Genomic DNA, 24097 nt, shown 5'->3' on the forward strand with positions numbered 1-24097 from the left:
GATAATAGTAAAATATCCTAGGTAGTAATGCCTAGGATGTTTTTTATGTAAAATATGAATATATTGCAATTATTTATATTTTAGTACACGTATATGTTTAAAAATCCCAAAATATAAATCGCATACGATATAAATATTTTTTTATGTAGTAAAAGTGAGAAATACAAAGAAATAATCCTCTTGAAATAAACGAATATAATGTTAAAATATTCTTGTAAGTGTAAAATTTTACATTGAAAAATGTATAGGGGGGATATGTATGAAAAGTGATAGGTTAAGGCGTATCATGGCAGGAATTTTTACTATTATCGTAATGACCACTTCTGTATTTACTACAAATGGATTTGTAGCATATGCGGATAATAATGAATTGCATATTGATGTCAGTAGAGCGCATTCAATTACTAGAGGGGAAAAAACAATATTAAGTGCTATAACAGATTCTCAGTCAAGCAGTGAATTTGATCCACTATATAAATCTGATGATGAGGTAACTATTATTGTTGAATTAGAGGACAAGCCCTTAATTGAATATTATTCAGCAGAGAAGACATCTGATAATGTATCATCTTTTATCACGTCAGCAAAATCTCAAGGAATTAATAACAAATTATTGAAAGAACAAGAAGTTGTAACGAAAAGAATTTTGAAAGAAGTTCCTATAGTTGTGGAACAAGAATACACTGTGGTAATGAATGGATTTTCCTTAACTGCTAAATACGGTGATTTAGATACCATTAAGGCAGTTAAAGGAGTAAAAAATGCATTTGTTTCAACAATTCACTATTTACCAGAACCAGAAGTTGGGCATGAACCAACTATGAAAAATAGTAGTGAAATTATTAGTTCTAATGAGGCTAATAAAGCAGGATATACAGGTAAAAATATGGTTGTTGCAGTGTTAGACACTGGACTAGATGTTAATCACGAAGCGTTTAAAAATAGTCCAGAAGACATAAAGTACACAGAAACTGAAATTACTGATCTTATGAATTCTAAATATACAAATGCAAAGGGTAAGATATATAAGAATGAGAAGATTCCTTTTGCCTATGATTATGCAGATAAAGATAATGATGTAAAGGATTTACAAAGTCATGGTACTCATGTAGCTGGAACAGTAGGGGCTAATGGTGAAAATTTAACTGGAGTTGCTCCAGATGCACAACTTATGATTATGAAAGTATTTAGTGATAAGTCTAGTGGGGCAAGAGATAGTGATATTTTAGCAGCATTAAACGATGCAGTAGCATTAGGTGCAGATGCAATTAATATGAGTCTTGGTTCAGGGGCTGGATTTACAGCAGAAGCTGAAGAGGTAATTAATAAAACCTATGATAGAGTAGCAGAAGCAGGAATAAATTTAATGTGTGCAGCAGGAAATGACTATAGCTCAAGTTATAATTCTAATTTAGGAATAGATCTTCCATTAGTATCTAATCCAGATAATTCTATGGTGGGATCTCCATCAACCTATAATGCTGCCACATCAGTTGCAAGTATTAATAATAGCAAAATAATTGGAGCATATATATTAGCAGATGAAACAAAAATAAGATATACAGATGCAAATGAGGGAACTAGTAAAGAATTTAATTCTCTTGAAGGTGAATCAGTAGAATATGTAGTTATTCAAGGTATTGGCACAGTAGATGATTTTAAAAATATTGATGTAAAGGGTAAAATAGTTCTAGTAAAACGTGGAACCATAACTTTTACAGAGAAAGAGACTAATGCTGTTACTGCAGGAGCATCAGGAATTATTGTTTATGACAATGCTCCAGGAAACCTATTAAATATGAAGACTGATGGTAAAATACCAGCTATTTTTATTTCAAAGGAACATGGTGAAATCCTCGTTAATAAGTCAGAAAAAAACATTTCTATATCAAAATCATACAAGGAAGCCTTTGATTCAACTTCCAAAGGTCAAATGTCTGACTTTTCATCTTGGGGTGTAAGTCCAGATTTGAAATTAAAACCAGAAATAACAGCTCCGGGAGGAGACATATACTCTACATTACCAGGAGGAGTTTATGGTTCAATGAGTGGTACATCAATGGCTACCCCTCATATGGCTGGTGCTTCTAGCTTAGTGAGACAATATATAAATGAAAAGTTTCCTTCTTTAACAATGAAGGAGAAAGAATTATTAGCAACACAATTGTTGATGAGTACAGCAATTCCTGCAACTGATCCAGATGGCGTTGCATATTCACCACGTAAACAAGGTTCTGGAGTTGCTAATATTTATAGTGCTGTAAAAACATCAGCATACTTAATTGGAAGTGATGGAAAACCAAAGGCTGAATTGGGTGATAGTACATCAGGTGAATATTCTTTCAAATTTAGTGTAAAGAACACATCAGATTTGCCAGTTAAGTATACTGTAGATACTACAGTTTTAACAGAAAAAATATTGGCTACAGATGAAGGCAAATTCTTTGCACAAGCTTCTGAAGAATTAGATGCATCTAAGGTAAGTGCTACATTAGAAGGAATAGAGGGAAATATTATAACAGTAGATGGAGGAAAAACAGAATCTATAAGTATTTCTTTAAAACTTACTGATAGTGCAAAGAAAGATTTAAAAGTCTGTAATAATGGAACTTTCATTGATGGTTTTGTTACACTTATATCTGAAAATACGGATAAGATTAATTTGAATTTTCCATTTGTAGGTTTCTATGGAGATTGGCAAGCTATACCAATATTTGATAACGATTTATACGATGATGAAACAGCAGCTATGTATGAAACTACTCTTGGATATTTCAATAGAACTACTTGGAAAGGAAGTTACCTAGGGGTAAATCTTTTCAATGGGAAGGATAAACCTGTAATAGCTGATGAAAATAAGATTGCTATAGGACCAAATATTAACGGCTCTTATTCTGTAAATGCAGTAGTTGGATTATTGAGAAATGCAGAAGAAGTAAGTTACACAGTAACTGATAGCAAAGGCAATGAAGTTTATAAAAATAAGGCTGGAAAAGAAACTAAATCCTTCTATGATGGAAATAGTGGTAGCATTACCTATGCAGTAGATGGTGCTGGTTGGGATAGTATGAATAGTAAGGGAAATAATCCTCTTGAGGATGGAGTTTATACTTATAAAATAAGTGGAATACCAATAGGGGGGGATGAAAAGGATTCACAAGAGATTAAATTCCCAGTTACAATTGACACACAAGAACCAGAATTGATAAATACAAAAATTCAAACAATTGATGGAGTAAAATATCTAACTATAACTTTAAAAGATAATCATTACTTACAAGGTATGCAATTAGTAGATGAAAAAGGAGATCCTTTAACAGAAATTATTGTGTTAGATAAAGATAAAACAGGAAGTGAATATGACCAAATATTTAAGATAGGTGACTTAAATATGGAATCAGTAAAAGTCGTAGCCGTGGATTATGCTATGAATTTCCTAGAAACTGATTCTATTGCATTATCTGAGGGAGATATTGCCCCTGAGAGTGTAACCTTGAAGGATAGAAATCTTGAATTGGCAGAAGGCTCAGAATTTCAAATGAGTGCTAAAGTAAATCCTTATAATTCAAAGGATAAGACTTTAACATGGTCCTCTTCTAATGAAGATGTTGCAACAATAAGTGAAACCGGTTATGTTAAGGCTCTGACTAAAGGTGAAACCACAATTACAGTTTCTACAGTAAATGGAAAAACAGATTCTACTACATTAAAAGTTGTAGATAAAGATGAACTCACTACTGAATTAAAAGCGCCATATATAATTTATAATGATGGTAATTATAAACTTCCAGTAGATTTATTAGATAAAACAGTTGTAATAAAAGATACAGCAAAATCAGTATCTATTGTTGGAAATAATACAAATACAAATATGAATCCATATTCTGGCGTAGACATAAGCTGTGAGGGAAATGTAGACCTTGTAATAAATAATTTCAATACAAAAGTAACTTCATTCTTTAAAAATGCAATTGAATTTAAAGGAGCTAAGAATACTTTAACATTAAAAGGTGATAATACCCTTACAAGTGTATCTGAGTACTCAGATAGAGCTATTATAAGTGCAGCTTATGGTACAGAGCTTGAAATATTAGGTAAGGGTACATTAAACGTAATAGCATCAAAAAATAATTATGGAGCATGTATTGGTGGCGGAAGTTCAGAGAAAATTATGGATTCTGGTACAATAAATATAAGTGATGGTGTTATTAATGCTACTACCTATGGAGCAGGTGCAGCCATAGGCGGTGGATATGGCGGTATTGCTACTAATATAAATATAAGTGGTGGTAAGGTAACAGCTATTGCAGATGTTAAGAGCTATAATGGATCAGCAACTATAGGTAGTGGATCAGGAGCTGAAAATATTGATAAATTACCTGGAACAATTAAAGTTACTGGTGGTGAAATTAAAGCAATTAACTGTAGTAATGGCGCGACTATAGGTGATTGTAGTATGGGTAAGACAGATTACAATATATTAGTTTCAGGTGGTAGTTTAAGCGCTGAATCAAATAGCAAGAGTACCTTAACTGCTGGAGCAGCCATAGGTTCAGGTGTTTCAGCTAAAGGTAAAATATCAATAAATATTTCAGGTGGTATAGTAAATGCTACAACTACAAGTAGAGGTGCTGCCATAGGTGGAGGCTCTAAAAGTGAAGCTGGAACTATAAATATTGAAGGTGGTACCATTACTGCAACTTCAAGTAGTTATGGTGCAGCTATAGGTAGTGGTTATAGTGGTAAGAAACAAGATATAACCATATTAAAGGGTACAATAAAAGCTACAGCAACAGATAAAGGACAAGCAATAGGTAGAGGTGAAGGTGGAGAAGAGTGCACATTAAAAGGAATAAATGACTTAACTCCTTATATAGCAACAATTTCAGCACCTAATGTAACAAATGTTAAGGTTGATGGTGTAGATTGGAATATAACAAAAGGACATGAAGAAGACGAAAATATTTATTTATATCTAGTAGATAAAACTGAGCCATACAAAGTAGAAGTTTTAGCAGATGGTGTAAATAAGATGTTCCTTGTAACAGTAAAGGATGGTAAGACTAGTGTTGAAGAAATAGACATTACTCCTCCAAAAACTCCAACTATAGTTGAAGAGAATGGGTTAGTAACATTAACAGCAGCAGATGAAGATACAACAAAAATGGAATATAGTTTAGATAATAAAACCTGGACTGTCTATACAGAACCAGTAAAAGTTGATGAAAAAGCAACAATATATGTAAGAGCTATAGATAAAGCTGGAAATATAAGTGAAGTAGCACAGTATACAGTACCAGATAGGACAGCACCAGGAGTTCCAAAAATAAAAGAAGAAAAAGGCTTGGTAACATTAACACCAGCAGATGAAGACACTAAAGTTATACAATATAGCTTAGATGGTAAGGAATGGGAAGAATATAGTGAACCAGTACAGGTACCGGAAAAGTCAACAATATATGTAAGAGCTATAGATGAAGCTGGTAATATTAGTGGTGTAATAACTTACACAATACCTGATATAACAGCGCCGAAAGCTCCTGTTATTACTGATAAGGATGGCTTAGTAACATTAACAGCAGTAGATGAGGATACAGTGAAGATGGAATATAGCTTAGACAATAAAAACTGGGATACCTATACAGAACCAGTAGCATTAAAAGAACAAGAGACTATATATGTTAGAGCTGTTGATGAAAGTGGTAATATAAGTGCGATAGTATCCTATATATCTCCAGATGTAACAGCACCTAAGTCTCCGATTATAACTGAAAAATCTGGTGTAGTAACAATAAAAGCAGCAGACAAAGATACAGCAAAAATGGAATATAGCTTAGATAACAAAAACTGGACTATTTACACTGAACCAGTAAAAGTTGATGAAAAAGTAACAATATATGTAAGAGCTGTAGATGGATATGGTAATATAAGTGAACTAGCACAGTATACAGTTCCAGATAGAACAGCACCTAAGTCTCCAGTTATAACTGAGAAGGATGGTTTAGTAACATTAACTGCAGCAGATAAAGATACAGCAAAAATGGAATATAGCTTAGACAATAAAACATGGACTATCTATAAAGAACCAGTAAAAGTTGATGTAAAAGCAACAATATATGCAAGAGCAATAGATGAAGTTGGCAATATAAGTGAGATAGTAAAATATAAAATGACAGAGAAACCAGAAAAACCAGAAAATCCGGGAAATCCAGAAAAACCAGAGAATCCAGAAAAACCAAGTAATCCAAGTACAGGAAAACCGAGTAATCCAGGGACTCCAAGCAAACCAACAGGTAAGATACCACAAACAGGTGGTATGATTGGAAGTGGTGTAATGGCATTAGGAGGTATAATTACCGTTGCAATTGGATCACTAGTTTTAAAAAGAAAAAAATAATTAAAATTAACTAATAAACAAAAGAAGATATAATTATAATATAAAACCAAAAGACTGAAATAGATAAATTAACTATTTCAGTCTTTTAATATGATTTAACATTCATATTATTATATATATGGTATAATTGTATTAAAATGTTAAGGGGGATATCATGTATATAATAGTAGGACTAAATATATTGTTAGTTTTCATAGCGGTAATTTATATGGTGAAAAATATACTTATTAACTACAGATTATCTGAAAGTGGACTAAAAAATGGATGTATTGCAATACTTATTTGTATAATGGTATGGTTTGCTGGAAATGGAGCACTTATTGGTATAAAAATAATAGAGGCAGAGGATACTTTAGAGTACATGGTTAATAATGAAAAAGAGGAATATGAAGAATTAGATGTAAATTTTGTTAAATCAACTATTGAAGAAGATAAAAAATATGTTAAGAAATATTTTTTAATTTCAGGAATATCCTTTGTATTCTTTGTGTTATTAACAAAGAATATTTCAAAAGAAATAAGGGAAAGACCTACTACAAGCAAATGGGACTTATCTAAGTATAAATAAAAGCATATTTACAAACTCATATGTAAAGGGTTAATATAATTATAGAAGGTTTATTAACTTTCAAAATACAAAGATGTATTATAGGGGGATTTTTAACATGGAAGGTACAATAAAAACTAAAGTAGAAAATTATACTTTAAGATTTGCTGAAGAGAAGGACATACCTTTAATTCTAAAATTTATAAAGGAATTAGCTGATTATGAAAAGCTTTTAAATGAAGTAGTTGCTACTGAAGAAATTTTAATGGAATCATTATTTGTTAGAAAGGCAGCTCAAGTAGTAATTGGTGAGTATGAAGGTATACCAGTAAGTTTTGCATTATTTTTCCACAACTTCTCAACCTTCACAGGTAAACCAGGTTTATATTTAGAAGATTTATATGTGAGACCTGAAATGAGAGGAAAAGGAATGGGAAAAGCACTTCTTTCATTCTTAGCTAAATTAGCTGTAGAGAGAGATTGTGGTAGATTTGAATGGTGGTGTATTGATTGGAATGAACCATCAATAAAATTCTATAAGCAGCTTGGTGCAATACCAATGGATGAATGGACTGTATATAGAGTATGTGATAAAGCATTAACTAATTTGGCAGCAGAATTTTAATTCATAGCTGTATTTAAAATAATAGGTAAAATTTTAATATATTATATGATTTATATAGTAAATATTTTTATTTTTTAGCGACTATTTTATAGTCGCTATTTTTTATGAAATTTATATAATAGAAAATATATTTAATAAATTCAAAAAATTTAGAAAAAGTCATTGACATTATTTATACTAATTGTATATAATAAAAGGGTAGTAAAAATTAGTAAAACTAAATAAAACTAGAAAATAAATTTTAAAAAAGGAGGTAGGAAAATGTTAAACAATTTATTAGTAATCAGTGAAATGAATAGAAATAGAGTTAATGCTAGAGTCAATGTTGGTGCTGGCAATATTAATAGTGCATATAATCACATTTTACAACTTAATATTTGGAATATTACCCTGCCTCAGAATATAGGTTTAAAAGATTGATTTTTAACAAACTATTTTGTGAGAAAAGTCCTAGGGTAACCCGGGACTTTTTATATATTTATAAGGCTTTTAATACAATTATTTATACTAAGATAAGTTAGATATACATAAGCCTAAAATGAATTTTAATATTTAAGGATTAATTCCTTAGTATTATTCACGCTATAGATGATTTAAGTCATAGTCCTATATACCAAGAGGTATAGGACTATGACTTTTTTATTTTTATTTATATCTATAGCAAATTTATAGACAGCAGAGTTTAACATGATTGGGGATTATATGACAAAAGGGAGGAAGTATTATGACTAAGAGGTGGTTTGCAGATACTAATTTTACACATTAAAACATAAGAGGTTAATAATAATAACCACATTGAAGGAGGGATTCAAGTGAAAAAAATCTTGAGCTATGTAAAAAATCATTTAGGGGTAGCTATATTTGGTATAGTTTCAATGATTCTGGTAATTTCAGCAGATTTAACAATTCCCTATGTAACTGAAATATTTATAGATGATGTACTTCGTGGTAAAAACTATGAAATTATAAATAAAATATTGTTTATTATAGGATGTATATCATTAATAAAGTTTTTCTTTGGATATCTAAAGGAGTACTTATTTGATTATTTAGGAATAACTATTTCTAAGGAAGTAAAGGAAACTTTATTCAAGCATATTGAAGGACTGTCCTTCTCTTACTTTGACAAAGTAAACACCGGTGAATTAATGTCAAGGGTAGGGGAAGATGCAGATAATATAATGGACATTATGGGCTTTGGGTTTAGGCTTTTAATAGAAAATATAGCCTATTTTGGTATAGCTTCAGTTCTATTATTAAGGATAAGTCCAACACTTACCTTAGTAGCTCTTTCTACTATGCCAATAATAGCATATATCACCATAAAATCTGAAAAGAAGATTGATGATGTATATGACAGAATAAGTGACCACATTGCAGAGCTAAATACTACAGCACAAGAAAATATTGCTGGAGTTAAGCTAGTTAAAGCTTTTGGAAGAGAAAAACATGAAATTCTTAAATTCTTAAAATACAATTCTAAAAACTTTGATTTACAAATGGAACATACAAAGATATGGATTAAATTCTTCCCATTAGAGGAGTTCTTAGGGAATCTTTCTGTAGTTCTTGTAACCTGTGTAGGTGGTATTTTAGTAATCTACAATAAGATTACTGTAGGTCAATTGGTGGCATTCACTAGTTATCTATGGATGCTTATATGGCCAATGAGAGAATTTGGATGGCTTATGAATCTATTCTCTAGAACTAAGGCTTCAGCAGGAAAGATAAACAACATTTTAGAGGTAAGCACTACTATTGAAAATTCTAAAGAGGGAATTGTTCCACAGAATATAGAAGGTGAATTATCACTTAAAAATGTATCTTTTACCTATGGAGAAAAGAATGTATTAGATAATATAAATCTTAATATTAAAGCTGGATCTACAGTAGCTATTATGGGTACTACAGGTTCAGGAAAATCAACATTAATGGCACTCTTAGGAAGAAACTATGATGCTACAGAAGGAGAAATAACTTTAGATGGTATAAATCTTAAGGATTTAAACCTAAAATCTTTAAGAGATAGTATTTCTATAGTTCCACAAGATTCTTTTCTATTCTCTGATACCATTGAGAATAACCTTAAATATGGTAAGAACAATGCTACTAAAGAAGAACTAGAAAAGGCTGTAGAGCTTGCATGTGCAAAGGAATTTGTAGATGGACTTAAGGATGGATATGACACATTAATCGGTGAGAGAGGTCTTGGACTCTCAGGAGGTCAAAAGCAAAGATTATGTATAGCTAGAGCTTTGATAAGAGATAGCAAAATTTTAATTTTAGATGATTCAACTTCTGCTTTAGATATGGAAACCGAGTATCAATTGCTTAAAAATTTATATCATGGAGACACGAAGAAGACTACCTTTATCATTGCCCATAGAATATCAGCTGTAAAAAATGCAGATATGATTTTATATATGGAGGATGGAAAGATAGTAGAGAGAGGAAATCATCAAGAACTCTTAAATAAAAAAGGTAAGTATTTTGAGATATATCAAACTCAATTTAAAGATTTCTTAGAGTTGTCAGATGAAGATGTGGCTAACTTTTAAGAGAGAAAGAAGGTGCTAGAATGGCTAAAAATTCAGTTAATCAAGACGAAAAAATTAATAGTTTAAAGGGGCGGGATATACTATTAAGATTAGTGAAATATGTAAAACCCTATAAGTTAAAAGTATCTTTAGTACTTTTTCTTATGCTTATAGTAATGGGTACAGGGCTTTTAAGCCCTATGCTTTTAAAAATTGCTATAGATAATTATATTGAAGTAAAAGATGTAGTAGGACTTATAGTTATAAGTCTAGGGTTAGTAGGAATAAATGTTATAGGTATGTATGCTAGTAAATTATCTACCTATCAAATGAATAAAACCACTCACAGTATACTGCATACTATAAGGCAAGAGCTTTATATTCATATACAAAAACTCTCATTTTCCTTTTTTGACGATAGACCAGTAGGAAAGATTTTAGCGAGAGTTGTTGGAGACGTAAACTCTCTTTCAGAGCTGTTTTCAAAATCTGTTACTACAGTTATACCACAGGCACTAAATCTTATAGCTATAGGAGTAATACTTTTTGTAATGAATGCAAAATTGGCTATAGTTTCTATAATAATTTTACCGGTACTTGCAGTTGTAGTATCTACAATGATGGTAAAAGCTAGAGCTAAATGGCAGGTATTTAGACAAAAACGTTCTAATTTAAATGGCTTTACCCATGAATCTTTTTCAGGGATAAAGATTATTCAAAACTTCACCTTTGAAGGAGAAACTACTAAGAAATTTGAAAAAGCTGTAGGTGAGGTTAGAGATGGATTTTTATCAGCAGTTAAATATAATGACTGGCTTTGGTCTTTTATAGATATGTCCTTTGGAATAAGTTCCATCATAGTGTTTTGGTATGGAGCAACCTTAACTAGACGTGGAGAAGTTTCCATTGGAACCATAATAGCTTTTATATCATATACAAGTATGTTCTGGAGACCAATCATAAATATAGCTTCTTACTACAATACATTAGTTACTAACTTTGCAGCAGCAGAGAGAATATTTGAAATTATGGATGTAGTACCAACCATTGATGAGATGGAGGGAAGTGAAGATATGCCAACTATTAAGGGAGCAGTAGAGTTTAAAAATGTTTCCTTTGAATATGAGAAAGACGTTCAGGTACTTCACAATGTAAACTTTAAAATAAGACCAGGTGAAAATATCGCCTTAGTTGGACCAACAGGGGCAGGAAAGACTACTATAACTAGTTTAATCAGTAGATTTTACGATACTACTGAAGGGGATGTTTTAATTGATGGTAAGGATGTTTCTAAGGTCAATCTTTATTCATTAAGAAGCCAAATGGGAATAATGCTTCAAGATACATTCTTATTCTCGACTTCTATTAAGGAGAATATAAGATATGGAAAATTAGATGCTACTGATGAAGAAATCATAGCAGCAGCAAAGGCAGTTAATGCCCATGATTTTATTATGAAATTAGAAAAAGGATATGACACAGAAGTTAACGAAAGAGGTTCAAGACTTTCAGTAGGACAAAGACAACTTATATCCTTTGCAAGAGCATTACTTGCAAATCCAAGAATTCTTATCCTTGATGAAGCAACATCTAATATAGATACTGCAACAGAAATATTAGTTCAAAAAGGTATAAATAAATTACTTCATGGAAGAACTTCCTTTGTAATTGCCCACAGACTTTCAACCATAAGAGACTGTGACAAAATTATGGTAGTAGATGATGGTGAAATTGTAGAGAGTGGAACCCATGAAGAATTATTAAAACTTAAAGGATTCTACTATAACTTATACATGGCTCAGTACAGCTTCTTAAATGAAGGAGCATAAGTGACCATCTAAATCTACGATTTAGATCTAGGAACTTACTCATTTGAACAAAGTGAAAAGGAGTGTCCTTGTAAATAATATAAGAAAATAAAATTTATAGCTGATTCAATGCATGATTTTAAATTAAATTTTACCTATGAGCTATGTAAATAGTTATATAGCTTAATAGGAAACTATTTGTATATTTAAATAGTTTCATATATAACTATTTAAATATATAACTAGTTAACTAGATAACTAGTTGTTCTGTTCATGCGGGTTTCAGCATTTTTTCTATATGGGAAATAGTATTAAGGCATCTTCAAAAAATAAATAAGTCAGAATGCTCGTCTATTTTGTGTTATACTGCGTCAACAGAACCCTTAGATAGTGCTACTATCTGCGGAACCTGTTTCCTTGTCTAACTCAAAATATACTTTCCATCTTTGACTTATTATTTATTTTCAGATACCTAAAATAGAACAATTAAATTCTTAAATTAGGAAGTGAGATTGAGTAATTATTAATGTTCAGATAGTTATGGTTATTTTTTTTATAATTGCCCTAACTACGTTACTGATATTAAGTTTTATCCTATTTTAAAAAAGGAATTAGACCTTATAGAATAGGAATATAGTTGATATACATAAAGATAAAATAAAGGCTAAAGATGATAGGATAAAACAACTATATACAAAAAATCTAGTATAAAACTAGAGGGAGGTAGCGGTAATGGAAAATGAAAAATATTCACAAGAAAAAATTGATATGTTCTGGAAAACATTTTTGAGGGAAACGAACAGAAATGAAACAACAAAGTGTTTAGAGGTATTCCATTTTGAATTAACTGAAAAATGGGCCAATGAACTGTTGGGTTTAGTATTAATTGGGCAAAAGAGGGCTACAGCAAGTAGTTTATTGAGGTATGAAATTGAAGGCGAGCGTATACCTCAGGTTGGTGATTTAAGTATTGTCACTGATTGGGAAGGTGTACCACGATGTGTTATTGAAACTACTGAGATAACAATTATTCCATTTTCAGATATTACTTATGACATTTGTAAGCGTGAGGGTGAGGATGATACATTGGAATCTTGGGTTGAGGGACATGCTCATTTCTTCAAGGAAGATGGAAAACAGCTAGGGTATGAATTCAGTGATGATATGCTAGTGGTTTTTGAAGATTTTGAAGTAGTATATCAAGTATAGATATTATATAAAAATAAACCTAATATGTAATGTTATTGTTGAGATATAACGTTCTTATAAATCGAATTAACAACTTATTAGACACATAAAGGTGTATAAAATGAAAGGAGGATAGATTTAGTGAGGGATTGGTACTTACAATATAATCTCTCACTAAAGATAAATTATGAATAAAGACAATATCAAAATAGAAATACCTAATGAGGAAGAAATAGATTATATTGATGAAATGCTTATGGAACATAACAAACTGTCTAAACCCTTTGAACAAGAGGAGCCATACATTAAGATAAATCGTTGTATTAAGAATGAAAAGGGTGAAGTTATGGGAGGCATATTAGCTTACTCTGTGTTTTGGCACATCTTCTATATTGACACATTGTGGGTTAAAGATGATTATCGCAATAGAGGGTATGGTTCAATACTTTTGAAAGAGGCAGAGGATGCAGCAAGGAGTCAGGGATGTCATATAGCACATCTAGATACCTTCGATTTTCAAGGACCAGACTTTTATATAAAGAATGGATATAAGGTTTTTGGAATTTTAGAGGATAGCCCTAAAGGACATAAGGAGTATTTTTTAACTAAGAAATTATAAATGAAGTTAAGGGAAATATTTGAATTGAAATGAGGAGAAAATTTTAATGATCTATGAAGTAGATAGTAATTTAAGAAAAAATTTATGTTCTGTTTTTAAAAATATAGATTGTACACTTATTCTCTCATGCCTTCAAGGACATATGGGAAAAGCTTGGGCTGATGACATTGAAAAACCAACAGTTGTACAGGTTATAGTAGGGGTTTTTGCATTTTATGCAGGAAACCATAACAGTAAGGAAGCAGAAGAACTATTATATAATTTGCCTGAGAATATTTTAGTTATCGTGGATACTGAAGAGTGGAAAAAACGTATAGAAATTATTCATAAGGGACGTATGGAAAAGTTTCAACGATATAGATTTAAAAGGGATATTAAGAATTTAGATGTTGATCATTTAAATACATTTCTATCAACATTACCTGAAGGATATGAGTTAAAAAAAATAGATAAATCTTTAGCAAAAAATCCATCACTACAAGAGTTATCAGAAGATTTTACAAGTCAGTTTAAATCCATAGATGATTATATCAATATAGGCATTGGATTCTGTATTTTGCATAATGAAAAGATTGTATCGGCAGCGTCATCTTATAGTGTTTACGATGAAGGAATCGAAATTGAAGTTGATACACTTCCAGAATATAGAAGGAAAGGGTTAGCAACTATAGCAGCTGCTGCATTAATTTTAGACTGTATTAGCAAGGGGAAGTATCCTAGTTGGGATGCTGCTAATCTTGAGTCTGTTAAGTTAGCTCAGAAGCTTGGATATGTATTAAAAGAACCATATGATACTTATTATATTAATTATATAAGATAAATTTAAGAAGGAGTTTGACTATGAAGTTTAAGTTTGTACCTATGAATGATAATTATGCAAAAACAATGATTAATGAATGGAAATATGAAAATGAATATTCCATATATGATTATTGTAATGAGGCAGAAGATTTATTGGAAAAGAAAAATTGGGGTTTCAGTAAATTTGCAGTTTTAAATGAAAAAGAAATTTTAGTAGGGGAATTAACTATAAATTTTTTAGAGAAGTTGAAGAAGATTCAGATGATGATGGTTATGTTGATATAGACACCGTGAAAGATAATCCTGATATAAATTATGAAATGTGGGTTGGTTTTGGGTTAGAACCTAATTTAACAGGAATAGGTTTAGGAAAAGAGTTTGTTTCTGCTTGTGTCAATTTTGCAGTAGAACATCATCAATATAAAGGTGATTATGTAAGGTTGGGAGTAGCTGAATTTAATGAAAGAGCCATAAAAACTTATGAGAAATCAGGCTTTAAAGTATTTAGTGAATATGATGGCGAGATTGCAGGAGAGAAAGTCAAAGTATTATGGATGAGAAAGTTGCAATCGTAATCTATTGTGCTATAAGGATTGTAATAAGAAACAACGAAATTAAGGAATATGAAAAGGAGGATATATGATGGTTAAAATACTAACAAGCGGATTTTCTAATGGATTCCCTGATGATTTTAACAGACTATTGAAGTCATATATATATACGGGTATGAACTTTGTTTTTGTGGCTTCTGAATTTGAAAACATATATGACAAAACGGATTGGTATTGTAATCACTTTTTAAAGATGTTTTCTGATTGTGGAATAACTTTTAGTAGCGTAAAGGTTATAGATGGCAGAATGTCAAAAGAAACTGCACAAGATATAGTTAGAAATGCCGATGTTTTATGGCTCGCAGGTGGCGATACACCAACACAGTTTGCTTATTTGGAATCTTATGGACTGATACCATGTATTAGAGAACAAAAAGGTGTAATTATCGGAATGAGTGCTGGTTCGATAAATATGACGAAAACGGCAGTGTGTACATTAACTTGCGAACATGATGAACTGAAAATATATGAAGCACTCGGATTAGTTGAATTTTCAGTTGAACCTCATTTAGATAAAAATAATATAACCGAGGAGTTGCTTTTACTTTCAGAAAAATATCCATTGTATGGTATATGTGATGACGGTGCTATCATATGTGCAGAGGATAACACCTTATACATAGGTGAAGTATTCTTGATAGATAAGGGACAAGTAATTCGAGTTTGACATATTACAATTTATTAATTGAATATAAGTTAATACGCAACTTTCATATATCACGAATTATTAACAAAGTTATACACAGAAAATAGTCTAAAAATAAAAGAAGTGAATTTTACTTAGAGTTAATAGCTCTTGCTATAAAGGTATGAAGGTAGTTGTATATGATAAAGTTGAAGATAGTAAAGGAGTTTAAAAATACGTGATATATAAGTTTCAATAAATAAAACTCATTAATATTCCCTAATGTGATCTAAGATTGCAAGTAAATTTAATGTAGAGACTTTATTAAAACATATATAATAAAAAATCTAATTATAACTAGAGAGAAAACAGGAGGGATTACTATGAATTTTAAAATAATAGGTAGTGGAGGATGTGTTACACTACCAAAGCCACTTTGCTGTTGTAGAGTATGTATGGAGGCTAGAAAGAAGGGAAATCCTTATGCAAGATTTGGATGTAGCATATATCTAGAAGAAGCTAAGCTACTTATAGATACCCCAGAGGATATTTCTCAAAGCTTAAATTATGGAGAAATTAAGGAAATAGATAGAGTTTTATATAGTCATATGGATCCAGATCATACCCTTGGTATGAGGGTATTTGAACAGCTTCGACTAAATTGGCTAAATATTTCCCAAGGAATAGAATGTGAAAATCCCATAGAAGTTATAGCTATGGATCATGTAATGGAGGATTTAAATTCCATACGCTCAAAGCATGGCTCATATTTTGACTACTATGAAAAAATAAGAAATTTAATAAAAAGACATGTGGTTAATGATTCAATACAAATAGGAGAAATAAAAATAACTCTAATTAAGGCTGAATCTGCTACAGTATTTGTTTTTGAAGAAGGAGAAAAGAAGCTTATATATGCTCCTTGTGATGTAAAACCTTTCCCAGTGAATGGAATCTTTAAGGATGCTGATGTAATGATTATAGGTAATACAGTTATTGGTGATGTCTTAAAGGGTGACTTTAAGTTAGAAGAGGACAATCCTTTAAGAGAAGAATTATTTGTAATGGATGAGATAGTGGACTTAAAGAATAAATATAATATTAAAAAGGTTATAATGACACATCTTGAGGAAGATTGGGGAAAATCCTATGATGATTATTTAGAGTTACAAAATCATTATGAAGATATTAGCTTTGCTTACGATGGAATGGTAATAAAATTATAAAACTTATTCAATAAGAGTACAAATCATTTATATAGAAAAAGGGGGTGTATTTAGTATGAGTTAAGTCTCATACTATGAAAATTATGAAGGTGGTTATATATGATAAGGTTAAGGATTTTTTAAATATTAATGAAGAGATACTTCTTGAGAAGGAATCAGTAAACCAATTAATATTATTTAATGCATATGTAAATAGAGAAAAAGATACTGATAGTGATGTTTTATTTGGGCGTGTAGAAGATGAGTCAGGAGTATCCCTTGTTTTCTGTAATGTGAGTCCATATAATTTGCAAATAAACAATTTAAAAGAAAAAGATGATAATGCTATTAAAGCATTAGTTGATTATTTGATAGAAAGTAAAATTAATATAGTAGGTATTAATGCAAATAAAAAAGTTTGTGATAAATTTATTGAATATTATGAAGGTAAAACAAAGTGTCAATTCAAGGAACGCTTAGCCATGGATATTATGGAGTTGAGAAAATTAAATTCTGTTACATTGCCTAAAGGGTATTTTCGAGAAGCTACAGAGCAGGATTTAGATTTAGTAATAGATTGGCATATTAAATTTGGAAAAGAAGCTTTAAATGAGGACATGGTTGTAGAAACCTTTATAGAAAAGCTAGTTACTAGAATTAGAAATGGAGCTATATATATTTTCGAAGATGAAAATCATGTGCCAGTTTCTATGGCAGCATTTACAAAACAATTAAAGAAAGGAATTTCTGTTAGTTTAGTTTACTCAGATGCTAGAAAGAGGGGCATGGGCTATGGAGTTGCTGTAGTTTATAACCTAAGTAAATTATATTTAGAAAGAGGAAATGAGTTCTGCAGCCTCTTTGTAGATAAACGCAATCCTGTATCTAACGGAGTTTACACTAAGATAGGATATAAAATTATTGAAGATAATTTTGATTATAGAATTGTTCAGTAGGGATTAAAGAGAGAGAGTAATTTTTAGGATTTTTAGAAAGCTAGGTGACTTATGATGATAAACATTATAGATACTTTTAAGGATTATAAGGGATTTATGGAAGAAAACTTAAATAAAGAGCCTAAGGAAAAGATGGAGTTATGGGAGAAGTTTTACAATAGTAATTTTCCAGAGATGGGGAGAAAATAGATGCTTTAGTTTGTCACGAACTTTGTCATGTAGTTCACTTTCAAATAAGAGGTGAATCAAAATTACCAAAGCAGGTAGAGCAGAGTAAGTATAATGAAGGAATCTGGAATATATATGAGGAAGGCTTTGCCCAATATTTTCAACAAGTATTAGGAGAGAGTAGTTTTGATTCTAGGAGAGAGCAGTGGAGCATTGACTGTGAAGAGTTAGAAAAAGAACTTAAATTAAAATATGTAGAAGCTTTAAAGGACAAAGAAAAAGGAACTAGAGACTTTTATGGTGATTGGTTCAAAGTTTTAGGTATCAGTGATGTGGGGGTATTTCTTAGGATCTAAGCTGATAGGTGAGTTAAGTAAGAGATATACCGTGGAAGATATAGCAGCTATGGATTTTAATCTTATAGAAAAAGAAGTTTTAAGATATTTAAAAAGTTAAGTTTTTAAATAGTAATAATCACAAGAGAAGGAAATAGCTTTTACAATATGCTAAAAAGTAAAAAATAAGGATTTATTAAAGGCGTAAAAGAAAAGAGGAATAATATGAAAAGATTAAACTTATATTATTTTGGTGATATACAAGTTTATGATAAATATAACCCTGCATATGTGTGTGATGAAAATTTTGCATCAGAAATATTATATATCATTGCAGAAAATGAGGCATTTTCATTAACACAGGAGGATATAAGTAAATTTATAGATATTGATAATCATAGGTTAAATAGTATTATAAGTAATTTGAAAAGAATAAATGCAATAGAAGAAAATAAAGAAAAATTTAAAATAAACTTCCCTATATTTTTACAGAGTGATATTGAAATCATGGATGTATATCTAAAGAATGTGGAAGAGCAAATAGTAGATAGAATTATTAAGATAAAACCTTTAGTAGTTGAGAAGCTTCAAAATTTATCAAGTTATAAGATTTTTGATGAAGAAAGATTACTATATCATATAATTTGCGACATGATTTTTGATGGAATTGCCTTTGATTTTTTTGAAGAAAGAAATGTATTTACTAGCTCTAAGCTTCAGCCAGGTAATAGGAATTATATGATAATTGGATATGAAGACAGCTATATTGTTGATAGTTATAGCAATAAACCTTTATGCAGTAGTAATAATTATGGAAGTAATAAGTTTATCTTTAATAGTTTTGGAGATTCTAATGGAGTGCGTAAAGATATGTATAGATTTTTTAGAATGACACAGCAGAGTATTAAAAATTCAACTTCTTTCCAAGATTTAAATCTAACATATATAAAAATTATAGATAAGGTTAATAAAAACATTGCAGAAAAATGTGGCCAACTAATGTGGGGAATTTTTAGTGAAGCAACTAATTATAATGAGTTGTCAAATGAAGATAAAGAGTTAGCAATTTTTCTTAAAGAGATGGACTACATAAACATAGATGAAACAGATAATAAATTACATTGTAATGTACCTATATTTCAAGAAACAGATATGAAAATAGTCACGGAAATAGGTGAAATTATTCTTATAGAGGTCCTTGAAACAGTAAAAAATACCTTAAGTAGCATAGAGAAATATTCCAAGGGTTTAACGGCAATTAAGCATAAAGTGAGTATAAAGGAAGTAGGAAATGAACTTTGGCATCAAATATTTGGACGTGCCAATGAGGAATTAATAAAAGAAGGAATTGTAGCTAAACCATATGAGAGTAAGAAAGAAGGAAGATACTTAAAGAGCATGAGGGTATATGATTAATAAAAATAGGTTTATAGAAAGAAGTGATGAATATGAAGGGTGGCATATTAAAGCTAGTAAAATTAGAAAATGACAAGGTGCTTATATTAAGAAAACCAACAGAAGAGGATTCAGAGGCTATGATTGAGTATCTAAATATAGTTGGTGGAGAAAGTGATAACCTTCTATTTGGTAAGAATGAGTTTAGACTTACTGTAGAACAGGAGAGAGAATATATTAAAAATATAAATGAAAATAATAATGCTCTTATGCTCTTAGGTATTATAGATAACCAAATAGTTAGTGTTTCTCAAGTTGGTGCTCCGAAAATAAAAAGAATAGCCCATAATAGTGAATTAGCTATTTCAGTAAAAAAGGAATACTGGAGCATGGGAATTGGCACTACAGTTATGGAAGTATTAATAGACTTTGCTAAGAATCATGAAACTATAAAAACTATAAGTTTAGGTTTTAAAGCTAGCAATAAAAAAGCTCAACATCTTTATGAGAAGCTTGGATTTGAAAAAGTGGGAGTTCATAGAAACTACTTTAACATAGATGGAATTTATGATGATGAAATTCTTATGGATTTATATATAGATTAAAGACGTATTACGGGGATTTAATAAAAGGTTAAAGGGGAGAAATATAAGTTGGAAAAACAAGAATTAAAACAATTGTTAAAGAGTATAAAGGAAAATGATTATAAAGTACCAGAAGGGGTAAATCCATATGAGTTATCTTTGAAAATGATGGACAATATAGGGGATATTGATAGTGAATTACGTGATGATCTTATACTTTCCAATTTATTTACGTGGATAGATGGAAATCAGCTATCAGGAAAGCAGGTTAATGAGCTATTGTGGATAGCTTTAGATGAAAAGCATATTCTTAAGGGTTTAGGTAATATTGATGATTCGGTTTTCGGTAGAACCTTTTCAAGTGAAATAGTTGCAGCATGCATCTATAGACATAGAAGTGATAAGTTCTTATCTAAAAGTGATATTGAAAAGGCCTTTGATATTCTTTTGAAATTTTATAATGAAGATAAGGATGTTAGAGGATATGTAGAAGTTAAAGGCTGGGCTCATGGAGCTGCCCATGGTGCTGATGCTCTTGATGAATTTGCTAAGTGTGAAGAAATTGGATATGAGAGATTAAAAAACATACTAGATGCATTTTATAAAAAGTTAAATATAAATTATTATGGATATATTCATTTTGAAGATGAACGTATGATTACAGCTATTAAATCTATATTGGAAAGAGAAATAATACCAATAGAAGAAATAGAAGCTTGGGTTAAGGGGTTCAACAAAATAGAAAAAGTGGGAAGATATCCAGAAGATCTAGTCATTGCTTTTAATGTCAATATATTTTTGAAAAGCCTGTACTTTAGACTAATTGATATACCTAAATATGAGAATATTGCAAATACAGCTAGAGAAGTATTGAATGAAATAAGTAGATTTAAATAAGGGGAGTAGAAATGATAAAGGTAATGCAGATTTCAAGCGATATTGCAGATATTATCCATGATATACAGAAAAGGTCATTTAAACAATTGCTTGACAAATATCATGATTATGATGTAAATCCTGCAATGGAAAGTATTGATATGGTTAAAGAAAAGATGGATAGAGCCAATACTACTGCTTATATTTTTAAACTGAACGACGTTAATGTTGGCTGGGTTAGAGTAACAGAATTAGAGGAAATGACTTATAAGATATCAGCTTTATGTGTTCTTCCAGAATACCAAAATAGGGGAATTGCACAAGAAGCATTGAAACAAATAGAAAGTTATTATCCTAAAGTACAGAAGTGGGTTTTGGATACAATATTTCAGGAAAAGGGCAACTGTCATCTATACGAAAAATTAGGATATAAAAAAGTTGGTGATCTAATACCGATAAATGAAAGAATGACACTTGTTAGTTATGAAAAGATATGTAAAATATAAGATTGATTATTTACTAGAAGTAATTTTAAAATTATAAGATAGTTCAAACTTGCCTAATTTGAAAAAGAGGAGTGATACTAAGTGACAAGTCATAATATTATGCATGAAGTGAAAATTGACAAGTCGTGCTTTGAGGTATTTCCAGAATTAGAATCTGATAGATTAATATTTAGAGAGGTAAATCCAGAAGATGTAGAAGAGATATTTAAGATTTATAGTGATCCTGAAGTTGCTAAATATGATTGGTTTACACCCATTAATACTAAAGATGATGCACTATCCATAATAAATCATTACAAAAATGAATTTAAAAATAAAGAAGAGATTACATGGGGTGTAGCAAGAAAGAATGATAATAAAATCATTGGATATTGTAATTTAGGGAGCTTTGATGATGCTTCAATAAGAAGCGAGATTGGATATGGATTTAATCGTGATGAATGGAATAAAGGATATGCAACTGAAGTTATAAGGGTTTTGGTGAAATTCGGATTTGAAGTAATGAACTTTAATAGGATAGAAGCCACTGTAACCCTTGGTAATGAAGCGTCTGTAAAAGCTCTAAAAAAAGCAAACTTTGTTCAAGAGGGTATTTTTAGAGAAAGAACCATTATGAAAGGTGAGTTTGTGGATGATATTGTATTAGCCATATTAAAGAAAGATTATAAAGTATGATGATAAAGTTCTTATGGATTTATGCTTTTAAGTAAATAATTAGGGGATGAGTTTTTGAAAATTGGGGTTATTGGACCAACGGAAAATGAAATTATGCCTTTTATTGAGGAGATTTCTAATAAAAAAGTAGAAAATGTTGCTATGCTGACATTTTACAGTGGTATATATGAAAACAGAGATGTTGTTGCATTGTATTGTGGGGTTTGTAAAGTAAATGCAGCCATTGCAACTCAAATATTAATAGATAAATTCAATGTTACTCATATTATTGTAACAGGGGTAGCAGGAGGAATAGATAATATATTAAATATTGGAGATACTGTTATTTCAACAGAAATAACATATCATGATGTGGATGAAGGTATCTTGACTGAATATCATCCATGGATGGAAAGTATATACTTTAAAGCAGACAGTAAGCTGGTTGAATTATGTAGAGCAGTGATAGATAAAAATACATTCACTCAAAAAATATTCTTTGGAAGAATTGTTACTGGAGAAGCCTTTATAAGTAATAATGGTCGTACTGAAATAATTTCTAAATATCATCCACTTTGTGTAGATATGGAAACGGCAAGTATTGCTCATGTGTGTTACGTGAATAATGTTCCATTCATAGCAATAAGGTCTATAACAGATACAGAAGATCAGTGTGGGGTAGAAGTATTTGAAAAGAACTGTGTATCAGCATCAAATAATTCAATTAATATGGTTAAAAAAATATTAGAGATGAGGTGGATGTAACATGAGAACTGAAAAGGAAATGTTTGATTTAATATTGAGTGTTGCAAATAGAGATAGCCGAATTAGAGCTGTTTATATGAATGGTTCTCGGGCAAATCCTAATGTGAAAAAAGACATTTTTCAGGACTATGACATTGTTTATGTAGTTACTGATACAGAATCTTTTCTGAGAGATGAGGATTGGATAAGTGTTTTTGGTGAGCCAATTATTTTCCAAGAACCTGATAAGCTTGATAAAATGCAAGGAAGAGATGTTGATTTTAAAAATGGCTATACTTATTTAATGCAGTTTACAGATGGAAATAGAATTGACTTGCATATTCAGCCTATAGAGATATTAATAAAGGAATATGGAAAAGATAAATTAACTGTTCCTTTACTTGATAAAGACAGCTGTTTACCACAAATACCAGCAACAACTGATGAAGATTATTGGGTAAAAAGACCTACCTATGGACAATATTATAGTCGATGTAATGAGTTTTGGTGGGTAGCGCCATACTGTGCAAAAGGACTTTGGAGGGAAGAAATTCTTTTTACAATAGAGGTAATGAATAGTTATGTAAGAAAAGAATTATTAACTATGTTATCTTGGCAGGTGGGGATTCAAACAGAATTTAAAGTAAGTATAGGGAAAGCAAATAAATATTTAAAAGAATATTTGGATTTAGATGTATGGACAAGGTTAATGAGTACCTTTAATATGAGTGATTATGATTCCTCTTGGAATGCACTAATTACAACATGCCAGTTATTTGAAGAGATTGCACCTAAAGTAGGTAAAATATTTGGATATGAATATAATTATGAAGAGGCTAAGAGAAGCTATGAGTTTATAAAGCATATCAAAGAATTACCGAGGGATGCTACAGAAATATATTGATTAAATAAAAAT

At 30.6% G+C, this 24097-nt stretch carries 23 protein-coding genes; all 23 read left to right on the plus strand.

Annotated features, from left to right (window positions below):
• Positions 1 to 259 precede the first annotated feature (259 nt).
• A complete protein-coding gene (locus B3Z56_RS03575; protein WP_346878248.1) occupies positions 260 to 6397 on the plus strand; it encodes a S8 family serine peptidase in 6138 nt (2045 codons plus the stop codon).
• 154 nt (positions 6398 to 6551) lie between these two features.
• Positions 6552 to 6965, plus strand: coding sequence for a hypothetical protein (locus tag B3Z56_RS03580; RefSeq protein WP_150845722.1), 414 nt, complete (start codon positions 6552 to 6554; stop codon positions 6963 to 6965).
• Between the two features lie 97 nt (positions 6966 to 7062).
• Entirely contained in the window at positions 7063 to 7569 is a 507-nt protein-coding gene (locus B3Z56_RS03585) for a GNAT family N-acetyltransferase (protein ID WP_346847472.1), read from the plus strand.
• A 261-nt stretch (positions 7570 to 7830) separates the two neighbouring features.
• Positions 7831 to 7989, plus strand: a complete 159-nt coding sequence (locus B3Z56_RS03590; RefSeq protein ID WP_346878249.1) for a hypothetical protein — start codon at positions 7831 to 7833, stop codon at positions 7987 to 7989.
• A gap of 392 nt (positions 7990 to 8381) precedes the next feature.
• Positions 8382 to 10127, plus strand: coding sequence for an ABC transporter ATP-binding protein (locus B3Z56_RS03595; RefSeq protein WP_346876545.1), 1746 nt, complete (start codon positions 8382 to 8384; stop codon positions 10125 to 10127).
• 20 nt (positions 10128 to 10147) lie between these two features.
• Positions 10148 to 11935, plus strand: coding sequence for an ABC transporter ATP-binding protein (locus B3Z56_RS03600; protein WP_346847469.1), 1788 nt, complete (start codon positions 10148 to 10150; stop codon positions 11933 to 11935).
• A 711-nt stretch (positions 11936 to 12646) separates the two neighbouring features.
• Complete coding sequence (locus tag B3Z56_RS03605; protein ID WP_346878250.1) at positions 12647 to 13123, plus strand: ASCH domain-containing protein; 477 nt, start codon at positions 12647 to 12649, stop codon at positions 13121 to 13123.
• A 166-nt stretch (positions 13124 to 13289) separates the two neighbouring features.
• On the plus strand, positions 13290 to 13721 hold the full coding sequence (locus B3Z56_RS03610; protein ID WP_346878251.1) for a GNAT family N-acetyltransferase: 432 nt from the start codon (positions 13290 to 13292) through the stop codon (positions 13719 to 13721).
• Between the two features lie 46 nt (positions 13722 to 13767).
• Complete coding sequence (locus B3Z56_RS03615) at positions 13768 to 14541, plus strand: GNAT family N-acetyltransferase (RefSeq protein WP_346878252.1); 774 nt, start codon at positions 13768 to 13770, stop codon at positions 14539 to 14541.
• A gap of 20 nt (positions 14542 to 14561) precedes the next feature.
• Positions 14562 to 14807 (plus strand): hypothetical protein, encoded by a 246-nt coding sequence (locus tag B3Z56_RS03620; protein WP_346878253.1) that lies wholly within the window; start codon positions 14562 to 14564, stop codon positions 14805 to 14807.
• Positions 14808 to 14812: 5 nt separating this feature from the next.
• Positions 14813 to 15097: a GNAT family protein gene (locus tag B3Z56_RS03625; RefSeq protein WP_346878254.1), complete on the plus strand. Its 285-nt coding sequence runs from the start codon at positions 14813 to 14815 to the stop codon at positions 15095 to 15097.
• Positions 15098 to 15224: 127 nt separating this feature from the next.
• A complete protein-coding gene (locus tag B3Z56_RS03630; protein WP_346878255.1) occupies positions 15225 to 15800 on the plus strand; it encodes a Type 1 glutamine amidotransferase-like domain-containing protein in 576 nt (191 codons plus the stop codon).
• 341 nt (positions 15801 to 16141) lie between these two features.
• Positions 16142 to 16984 carry an MBL fold metallo-hydrolase gene (locus B3Z56_RS03635; RefSeq protein ID WP_346847463.1) on the plus strand — a complete coding sequence of 281 codons (843 nt, stop codon included), beginning with the start codon at positions 16142 to 16144 and terminating at the stop codon, positions 16982 to 16984.
• Positions 16985 to 17058: 74 nt separating this feature from the next.
• A complete protein-coding gene (locus B3Z56_RS03640; RefSeq protein ID WP_346847462.1) occupies positions 17059 to 17919 on the plus strand; it encodes a GNAT family N-acetyltransferase in 861 nt (286 codons plus the stop codon).
• A 54-nt stretch (positions 17920 to 17973) separates the two neighbouring features.
• On the plus strand, positions 17974 to 18108 hold the full coding sequence (locus B3Z56_RS03645; protein ID WP_346878256.1) for a hypothetical protein: 135 nt from the start codon (positions 17974 to 17976) through the stop codon (positions 18106 to 18108).
• Positions 18109 to 18414: 306 nt separating this feature from the next.
• Positions 18415 to 18543, plus strand: a complete 129-nt coding sequence (locus B3Z56_RS03650) for a hypothetical protein (protein WP_346878257.1) — start codon at positions 18415 to 18417, stop codon at positions 18541 to 18543.
• Positions 18544 to 18647: 104 nt separating this feature from the next.
• The gene (locus tag B3Z56_RS03655) at positions 18648 to 19838 is read left to right on the plus strand and encodes a hypothetical protein (RefSeq protein ID WP_346878258.1); all 1191 of its coding nucleotides are present in this window, start codon (positions 18648 to 18650) and stop codon (positions 19836 to 19838) included.
• A gap of 32 nt (positions 19839 to 19870) precedes the next feature.
• A complete protein-coding gene (locus B3Z56_RS03660) occupies positions 19871 to 20422 on the plus strand; it encodes a GNAT family protein (protein WP_346878259.1) in 552 nt (183 codons plus the stop codon).
• Between the two features lie 48 nt (positions 20423 to 20470).
• Positions 20471 to 21298 carry a DUF2785 domain-containing protein gene (locus tag B3Z56_RS03665; RefSeq protein WP_346878260.1) on the plus strand — a complete coding sequence of 276 codons (828 nt, stop codon included), beginning with the start codon at positions 20471 to 20473 and terminating at the stop codon, positions 21296 to 21298.
• An 11-nt stretch (positions 21299 to 21309) separates the two neighbouring features.
• On the plus strand, positions 21310 to 21783 hold the full coding sequence (locus B3Z56_RS03670; RefSeq protein WP_346876536.1) for a GNAT family N-acetyltransferase: 474 nt from the start codon (positions 21310 to 21312) through the stop codon (positions 21781 to 21783).
• An 81-nt stretch (positions 21784 to 21864) separates the two neighbouring features.
• Positions 21865 to 22458 (plus strand): GNAT family protein, encoded by a 594-nt coding sequence (locus B3Z56_RS03675; RefSeq protein WP_346876535.1) that lies wholly within the window; start codon positions 21865 to 21867, stop codon positions 22456 to 22458.
• 54 nt (positions 22459 to 22512) lie between these two features.
• Entirely contained in the window at positions 22513 to 23202 is a 690-nt protein-coding gene (locus B3Z56_RS03680; protein WP_346876534.1) for a 5'-methylthioadenosine/adenosylhomocysteine nucleosidase, read from the plus strand.
• Between the two features lies 1 nt (position 23203).
• Positions 23204 to 24085 (plus strand): aminoglycoside 6-adenylyltransferase, encoded by an 882-nt coding sequence (locus B3Z56_RS03685; RefSeq protein ID WP_346876533.1) that lies wholly within the window; start codon positions 23204 to 23206, stop codon positions 24083 to 24085.
• The last annotated feature ends 12 nt before the right edge of the window (positions 24086 to 24097 follow it).

It is taken from the genome of Clostridium sp. UBA7791 (assembly GCF_002480755.1).
GTDB classification, from domain to species: Bacteria; Bacillota; Clostridia; order Clostridiales; family Clostridiaceae; genus Clostridium_J; species Clostridium_J sulfidigenes.